Origin of the sequence: Kribbella sp. NPDC026596 (genome assembly GCF_040638415.1) — a bacterium.
In the GTDB taxonomy this organism is placed as follows: domain Bacteria; phylum Actinomycetota; class Actinomycetes; order Propionibacteriales; family Kribbellaceae; genus Kribbella.
Genome location: NZ_JBEZYF010000133.1, coordinates 1 through 7995, shown reverse-complemented (window position 1 = coordinate 7995; position 7995 = coordinate 1). Strand labels below are relative to the sequence as shown.

The window sequence follows — 7995 nt, the reverse complement described above, 5'->3', positions numbered from 1 at the left end:
AGCAAGTCCAGAATCTCAGGCAGGCAAGGCACTTCGCTGCATCTACGCCCCGTGTCGACGCACCTCGTCACTTCGCTACTGCAACGCCGGGGCTAACGACGGGGTTGATTCGCTGACCGGAGAATCGTAGCTCCGGATCGACCTCACATCGGCATGACCGCGCGGAACGCGGCATTTCCGTACGTTCGCGTTCGGCCCCGAGCGCCCTCCGGTACCTTCGCCCGGAGAGGCCTTGTCATGTCGTCTCGGCGACTCAGCGTTCTGGCATGATCTGCGGCATGGCCTACCAGCTCGACTACTTCTTCGACCGAGGGAGTATGACTTCCGACATGCTGCTCGGCGGCTTGCTACGCGGCCTTCGCGATCTGGGCCTCGATGCGTCCACCGTCAAAGGCCGTGTGGGGCGGATTGACCCGATGGCCTGGACTGGGTGAGCGGTGAACTCACCGCCCACGGCAGAGGACCGGCATTCACGTCGAGATACATGCAGACGATGAGTCGGTGGACACTTCCTGGGATGGAGTTTCTAGTTCACCCGGTGCGCCAGCACGCCCGGGAGCCCTAGGCGTGTGCACTCTGACACTGTCCGGAGAAGTCGATCGGAAGGTCTTCGAGAAGGTACGCATCTTGCTGCGTGATCAGTGGTCCGCCGCCGAGCACGACGAAATGGACGGATTCTCCCTGAGTTGATCGGGCATCCCGCTCGTTCGGCGGGATCGCGACGTACGACTCTCGGCGTGACAGTGCGCGGAACGCGGCAGTCCGTGCGCCCCCTCTGCGCGTCTTCGTCGCGGACGGCTGTCATGATCGGCTGGTGATGACCAAGGCCGAGTACCTCGCCCGCGCCGAAGCCGAAGACGATTGGGCGCCCGGGTGGCTCGCTATCGACGCGGCGTTCGACGCCCTCTATCCGGGCATCACGCCCCCACACCTAGGCGCAGCCCTTCACGCACGAGCCATTTTCGGGGGCGAGGAGTACATCGACGGGTACAGCATCTTTCCCAGCCCGAATGGCTACCAGCACCTACTGACCTACGGCATGTCCAAGCTCTACGTCGATGAAGAGTCGTTCGGCGGCGAATTCAGCGGCTGGGGTTACGAGATGACCATGAAAGTCCGGGCCAACGGGCCAGACGAATGCCGATGGGCGGTCAACTCCCTGAGCAACCTCGGGCGGTACACGTACACGTCAGAGCGTTGGTTCGAGCCGTTCCAATTCATCAGCGGCCGGGGCCAGCCGCTGCAGACCGAGAGCGGCACCCTCTTGACGAGTTATGTGATGGTGCCGGACACGGAGGCCCGTGGGATCGACACAGTCCACGGCCGGGTCGACTTCATCCAACTGGTCGGATCACACAATCTGAAGTGGACTGGGTTGCAGGCGAGTCTCGAGAAGGTGCCTCCGAGCGGGCAAAGGACTTGGTGCGACGCATCGCCGAAGACGGAAACCCCAATCTCGTCACGGATCTTTCCCGCTCTCTTAGCTACGTCTGACAGGTGCCCGCTCATCGGCGTGACAGCGCGGATCGCGGCTACTTGTTGACTTCTCCTACGGCTCCGGTCGGTCCAGGCTGGGGTCGAGGTGCTCGGCGGGACGCTCTCATTTCAGCGGCTGCCCACCTTTGCCGGGTGTGGCTCTCATCTGGGCTGCGGACCCGCCGGGTGCCGTGGTGCGGCGTGGCTCAAGAGGGGACTGCCCGGGCTCGAAGTAGCTCTGCCCGTCTCGCCGATGTCAGCTCGAGCGAGGAGGTCGATGGGATGAGTCGAGTGATTGTGGGTGTGGACCGCACAAGAAGTCGGCGACGATCGAAGTGATCGACGAACACGCGACAGTCCTGGCGTTGGGTCGGTTCGGCACCGACACGGCCGGCTACCGGTTGATGCTGGGCTACGTGTCGCGGCAGTGGCCGCATCACCGCTGGGCGGTGGAGGGTGCCAACGGGGTGGGCCGGCCACTGGCGCAACGGCTGCTCGCCGGAGGCGAAACCGTGGTCGACGTGCCGGCGAAGCTGGCGGCCCGGGTGCGGGTGTTCGACACCGGCAACGCCCGCAAGACCGACGCCACCGATGCGCATGCGGTCGCGATGGTCGCGGTGCGCACGCCGCGACTCAAACAGCTCGCCTACGACGAGGAACTGGTCGCGCTGCGGCTGCTGACCGATCGTCGCGACGAGCTGTCGCACCGTCGGGTGCAGACGGTGAACCGGTTGCAGCGATTACTCGCCGAGTTGGTCCCCGGCGGTGCCAAACGCGATCTGTCGGCGTTGCAGGCCAAGAGGTTCTTGGCGTCGGTGCGGCCCAGAACCCTGGTTGGTAAGACGATGCGGCGGATGGCCGTTGATGAGATCACTGACCTGGTCGCTGTCGACGCCAAGCTCAAAGCCATCAATAAAGAGCTCCGTGCTGCTGTGCAGGCACGTGGCTCGCACCTGATGGATCTCTATGGAGTCGGTCCCGCTGGGGCCGCACGGATACTGTCCGACGTCGGTGACGTGGCCCGGTTTCCCGACCGGAACCACTTCGCGTCCTGGACCGGCACCGCACCCCTGGACGCCTCCAGCGGTGACCAGGTCCGGCACCGGTTGTCCCGAGCCGGGAACCGCCGGCTCAACCACGTGCTGCACGTCGCCGCGATCGTGCAGATCCGCCACGACACCGAAGGGCGCGCGTACTACCGCCGCAAGCTCGACGGATCCAAGACCACGATGGAAGCGTTGCGCTGTTTGAAACGACGGCTCTCTGACGCTGTCTACCGCCAGCTCGTCGCAGACGCGCACACCCGCGGAACCGTCGAGCAAGAGGCGGATCCGGGTGGGCACTCGGGGGCGACTCCACAATCCAGCGCGGCCGACCTACACACCCCGGTCATCGGCTCTTCGGACAAGCCACAGCCCGGACCCGCACCATCGACGCTACCCCAATCCCGACCTCGCACGAACCCCTGCACGGCCTCGACAGCCAGCCGGCCACGACGACGCGCCGGAGCCGTCAAAGTGGAGCGCCCCACGGACGAACGACCTTGACGGCGACAAGCGTCGGCGCACACTCCACGGCGAAGAGACCGCGCCCTTGACACAGAGGGGGACCAGATCAGTGCGTCTCGTCTGGCAACATCGCTCAGGGAATGTAGCCCCGAGGACGGGAAGACTGAGTTCGGTTGGTGATGTCACCATTGGCGTCGTGGAACTGCGCCCGCTGATGGTTACCCGCCTCGCGAACATGGTTCCCGGCGTCGTGGCTGTCGGGTTTGGCATCGAGTGGTGGTTCGGAGCTTCAGGGGTCCTGCACCAGGTCGGCGCTGCCGTGCTGGCAGGTGTCGGCGTCGCCATGTCCGTTCGGGGGTTCCGCCTCGGTGTCAGTTGTGACAGCGCAACGATGACTGTCCGGGGCCTGTTCTGGAGCCGCAGGATTCCGCGGTCAAGCATTCGGGCGATCACCTACTTCCCTGCGGTCCGATGGTCCAGCCGCTCCGGACGGATCGTGTGGACGCCGATCATCGCCTTCGCGGAGCCGGGCAGGGTTATTCCGCAGGTAGCGAGGCGAAATGAGGAGGCGACGGATGAACTCAGGCAGTGGGTTGGCAGAGGCCGGGCTCGACGTAAACGCCGCTGACTGCCGTGGCCACACCGGCCCGGTCCTCGAATGAGTGGGTAACAGGCGATGTCCTCGGCGAGTGATGCGCGACGTTCGTCTGCCAGGACATCTGCGACAGTGCGGAAGCGCGGATCGCGGCTGCTTGTTTCATTGCTCTTGGGACCGATCCTGGCGAGGCTCGGTCCAGGCGCTCGGTCCGTCGCTCTCATCGCGGCTGCCCACGCTGGTCGTGTGGCTCTCATTTGGCCTGCGCGGTCCGGGCGCCGCTAGGGCCAGGAGAGGCTCAAGAGGGGTTTGTGCTACTCGAAGCAGCGGCGCCCTCCCGGCTCGACAACCGCGGTGGATCGAGCAACGGAGGACGACATGAGCTCCACAGCAGATCGCGTGGTCATCGGCATGGACCCGCACAAGCGCTCGGCAACCATCGAGGTGATGAGCGCCGACGAGGCCGTGCGCGGTGGCGGCCGGTTCGGCACCGACCGCGACGGCTACGCCGCGATGGTTCGCTACGGCAAGCAGTGGCCGCACCGGGTCTGGGCGATCGAAGGGTGCGCCGGCATCGGCAAGCACATCGCCAACCGCCTGCTCGCCGACTGTGAGGACGTCGTCGACGTACCGCCCAAACTGTCTGCCCGCGCTCGAGTCTTCGCGACCGGGCAGGGACGCAAGACCGACGCCACCGACGCGCGCTCGGTCGCGCTGGTCGGCACCCGGATGGCGGGCCTGCGCCCCGTGGTCAACGACGAGCAACTCGCAGTGCTGCGGATCCTGGTCGACCGGCGCCGCTCCCTGGGTGAGGACCACACCCGGATGGTCTCCCAACTGCACCAGTTGCTGTTGGAACTGATCCCCGGCGGGGCGAAGAAGGACCTGACCGCACGCCAGGCCAAGGCCCTGCTCGCAAAGGTCCGACCCCGCGACGCCGCAGGCAAGGCCCGACGGCGGGTCGCCGCCGAACTGGTCGCAGACCTCGAGCGGATCTACCAGCGCAAGAAGTCCGCCAACACCGAACTCACCGACCTCCTCGCCGCCACCGGCACCAGCCTGCTCGACCTGCCCGGCATCGGCCCGTCCGGGGCGGCCCGGCTACTGGTCGAAGTCGCAGATATCACCCGCTTCCCGAGCAAGGCCCACTTCGCGTCCTGGAACGGGACTGCCCCCATCGACGCCTCCTCCGGCGACCAGGTCCGCCACCGCCTGTGATGTCTCAGGACTTCGGTGACAGTTCTGCATCAGGACATCGGTGACGATGGGTGTGTCAGGACTTCGGTGACGTTTCGGTCGGTCTTGGGGCGTTGTCCGGAAGGTCGGCCGTTGCCGAGGTAGGTCACGCCGGGCGCGGGTCTGGTGTGCTCGATGAGGACCTCGCCGTCGAGGTCAGCCACGGTGATGGTGTCGCCATCGACAATGACCAGGACCTGGTAGAAGCCGTACTGTCCGCCGACCATGTAGATGACCCCGGCCAGTTTGAAGGTGCCGCTACTCGACAGCCTCCTGACAGTGGTGCCGGCGGGCAGGTCTTCAGGCGCTGGCGCGGGCCGTCGTTGGCGCTTGGTGGCTGGCCGGACGATGAAGGGTTGCTCGGGCTTGGGGCGCGGCGCCTCGGCCTTCTCGGTGGCTTCCCACGCGGTCAGGGGTGTGATGCGGCCAGGTAGCCCCTGGTGGGGGCGTTCGGTGTTGTAGATGTGGTCGAACGCGTCGACCTGGGCCTGCAACGCGGCCAGGCTGCTGGCCAACGGCTGCTTGTCCAGGTAGCGGAACAACGTCTGATGGAAGCGTTCGTTCTTGCCCTGAGTGGTCGGCTTGTAAGGCTTGCCCGTGATCGCCTCGACCCCGAGACGTGACACGTGCTGCACGAGTTGGCCCAAGAATCCGCGCCGCGAGGGGTTGAGCGCGACCCCGTTGTCGGACAGCAGCCGTTGGGGAACACCGTGCGCGGCTACCGCCTTGTCGAACACCGCGATCGCAGCCGCGGCGGTCTCACTCGAAGCGACATGGGAGGCGAGGGCGTAGCGGGAGTGATCATCAATGAGCTGGAAGATCACGCACTTGCGGCCACCGGTCAGCACGTACTCGGTGGCGTCGAGTTGCCAGCACGCGTTCGGTGCCGGATAGACGAACCGGCGCCACGCCGAGCGTGGCTTCTTCTTCGGCTCACGACGGGCGACGCCCGCCTCGCGGAAGATCCTTGCCAGCGACGCCGTGGAAGGCACCGGCATCAGGCCCAACGCGTGCATCTTGTCGTGCACGCTGATCGGCCCATAGTCCAGCCCTGAGGAGTCCAACGCCGCCCGCACTCCCAAGGCCTGCCTCCTGACGTCATCGGTGATCCGGGTCGGGCTGGCGCTAGGACGCCGCGACCGCGGCTCCAACGCTGCCGCTTGACCCTCGGCCTTGGCGCGGGCGCGGATCACGTAGAACGTCTTGCGACTGATGCCGTGCTCTGCGCAGAACGTGGCCACAGCCCCGCGCGGCGCGTCCGGTGGCCACTGGATGATCGCGAGACGGACACGGGCATGGACAGGTTCATTCCTCGGCACCGACCCAGTCGAGCCGTCCCTACTCGGCCACGCTCAACCAGGGCACTGATGATGGAATCTGACAGGGCCGTCGCATCGTCGACTTTCGTAGACCGCCGTTCAGAACGGCCGTTTTGGGCACTGGCTCGACGCCCGGATTGGCATCGCCAGATAATCGAGGCCATGAACCTCTCGCCGTTACTCGAAGATCAACACCTCGACGAGCCAGGGATGATCGAGCCGTCCCGGATCTTCGCCGACAGCGACGCCCCTGCCGTGGCGGTGATGTGCTTTTTCCAGGAAGCCATAGACGCTGTCGGGACACGCCCCGGTGTCACGGTGCACGGCAAGCTGAGCGACTTCCGTGGTCGCCCGGTCCATGAGGTGAATCGCAACGGTAGGAGAGTCGCGCTGTTCTTTCCCGGGGTCGGCGCCCCGTCCGCCGTCTCGGCGATGGAGGAAGCGATCGCTATGGGGTGTCGAGACTTCATCGCCGTAGGCGGCGCAGGCTCACTCGTGCACGGTCACGAACTTGGAGACGTCCTGGTCGTCGACTCTGCCGTCCGTGACGAAGGCACCTCGCACCACTACCTGCCGCCCGGCCAGGTCGTCGACGCTGACCCGTACCTGACCGAGGTCTTGCACCAGACCGCGACCGAGGCCGGACTCAAACCCCGGCTGGGTCGTACCTGGACCACAGATGCGATCTTTCGTGAGACGCCCTCACGGGTTCGGCGCCGCGTCGACCAGGGCTGCCTGATGGTTGAGATGGAAGCCGCTGCGTTCTTCGCCGTCGGCCAATTCCGCGGAGTCCGCGTCGGACAACTCCTCTATTCCGGCGACACCCTCGCCGGCGAGGCCTGGGACCGTCGAGACTGGACCTCAGCCGTGGACGTCCGCACCGCTCTGCTCGACCTCGCCCTCGACGCCGCCGCACGAACTGAACCGGCCTCGACCGCGAAGCGTCGATGAGAACGATCTACGTACCGATCCAGGCGCCCACAGACGGTCCTTAGGTCAGGAGTTTTCGAAAGCAGCGAGTCAACGGCTGGTCGACGTACTTCCCGTACCTCTCAACAAGCGCATAGCCGCAGCGTTCATAGAGTGCGATCGCCTCCGGCTGCCGGACGCCAGTTGCGAGCCGCAGCGTGTGGCAACCCATCGTCCTTGCCAGGTCCTCTAGAGCTACTACGAGCTTCCGAGCAATTCCCAGACCTCGGTAGTGCGGAAGCACGAACATCCGCTTCAGCTCACCAACGCCCGATCCTGCCGGCTGAACAGCCCCACATCCGACCGCAGCACCATCCACGCATGCGACTAAGTACCGGGCTTCCGCATGCACCGCCGAACGACCCTCGGCACCATAGCGCTCGACCAGTTCTGCGAACGCAGCCTCGAGCAGCTCGGACAACTCGGCATCGTCAGCGGCCCTCTCTTCGATCACCACGAGGGTTCATCCTATGGAGCGGCCCCGGGACCCCGTCGGATTGACCTCCTAGAGTCCACACAGCGGCCCGTTGGCCAAGATTCAGGCACTGACGCGCCGAAGTGTCACCACCAAGACCACTAGAACTGTCACCGATGTCTTGATGCAGAACTGTCACCGATGTCCTGCGAGATGACAGGTCCGCCACCGCCTCTCGCGCGCAGGGAACCGGCAGATCAACCGCGTGCTGCACATCATGGCCCGGGTCCAGATCCGCAACCCCAGCAAGGGCCGCGACTACTACGAACGCAAGGAACGAGGGCATATGAGTGCACCGCTCAGCGACATGTCCCAATAGCCGAAGTGGGAACCCCGACACCTCCCGCCGAGGAGTGAGTTCCCCGGACCCGGCCCGGCTCGAACGGGCAGCCACCCTCACCTGCGGCGGGCAGGACG

General features: G+C 65.7%; 7 protein-coding genes and 2 pseudogenes. 7 read left to right on the top strand and 2 right to left on the bottom strand.

Going from position 1 to position 7995, the window contains the following annotated elements:
* Window positions 1-278 precede the first annotated feature (278 nt).
* From AB0E63_RS45815 to AB0E63_RS45795, 5 genes and pseudogenes are all read left to right on the top strand, one after another.
* The gene (locus tag AB0E63_RS45815; protein WP_360381017.1) at window positions 279-434 is read left to right on the top strand and encodes a hypothetical protein; all 156 of its coding nucleotides are present in this window, start codon (window positions 279-281) and stop codon (window positions 432-434) included.
* A 383-nt stretch (window positions 435-817) separates the two neighbouring features.
* Complete coding sequence (locus AB0E63_RS45810; RefSeq protein WP_360381022.1) at window positions 818-1543, top strand: suppressor of fused domain protein; 726 nt, start codon at window positions 818-820, stop codon at window positions 1541-1543.
* A gap of 256 nt (window positions 1544-1799) precedes the next feature.
* Window positions 1800-3023: pseudogene (locus AB0E63_RS45805) on the top strand (IS110 family transposase); the annotation flags it as partial.
* 157 nt (window positions 3024-3180) lie between these two features.
* Complete coding sequence (locus AB0E63_RS45800; protein WP_360381014.1) at window positions 3181-3612, top strand: hypothetical protein; 432 nt, start codon at window positions 3181-3183, stop codon at window positions 3610-3612.
* Window positions 3613-3957: 345 nt separating this feature from the next.
* Window positions 3958-4797: a transposase gene (locus AB0E63_RS45795; protein WP_360381012.1), complete on the top strand. Its 840-nt coding sequence runs from the start codon at window positions 3958-3960 to the stop codon at window positions 4795-4797.
* Window positions 4798-4826: 29 nt separating this feature from the next.
* Here the strand turns inward: AB0E63_RS45795 and AB0E63_RS45790 are convergent, their stop codons facing one another.
* Window positions 4827-6056, bottom strand: coding sequence for an IS481 family transposase (locus tag AB0E63_RS45790; protein ID WP_360381020.1), 1230 nt, complete (start codon window positions 6054-6056; stop codon window positions 4827-4829).
* 240 nt (window positions 6057-6296) lie between these two features.
* Here AB0E63_RS45790 and AB0E63_RS45785 point away from each other — a divergent pair, with 240 nt between their 5' ends.
* Entirely contained in the window at window positions 6297-7085 is a 789-nt protein-coding gene (locus AB0E63_RS45785; protein ID WP_360381010.1) for a nucleoside phosphorylase, read from the top strand.
* A 40-nt stretch (window positions 7086-7125) separates the two neighbouring features.
* On the opposite strand, the gene AB0E63_RS45780 is transcribed toward AB0E63_RS45785, so the two are convergent.
* The gene (locus AB0E63_RS45780; RefSeq protein ID WP_360381008.1) at window positions 7126-7560 is read right to left on the bottom strand and encodes a GNAT family N-acetyltransferase; all 435 of its coding nucleotides are present in this window, start codon (window positions 7558-7560) and stop codon (window positions 7126-7128) included.
* A gap of 193 nt (window positions 7561-7753) precedes the next feature.
* Here AB0E63_RS45780 and AB0E63_RS45775 point away from each other — a divergent pair.
* Window positions 7754-7897, top strand: a pseudogene (locus AB0E63_RS45775) (hypothetical protein); the annotation flags it as partial.
* Between the last annotated feature and the right edge of the window lie 98 nt (window positions 7898-7995).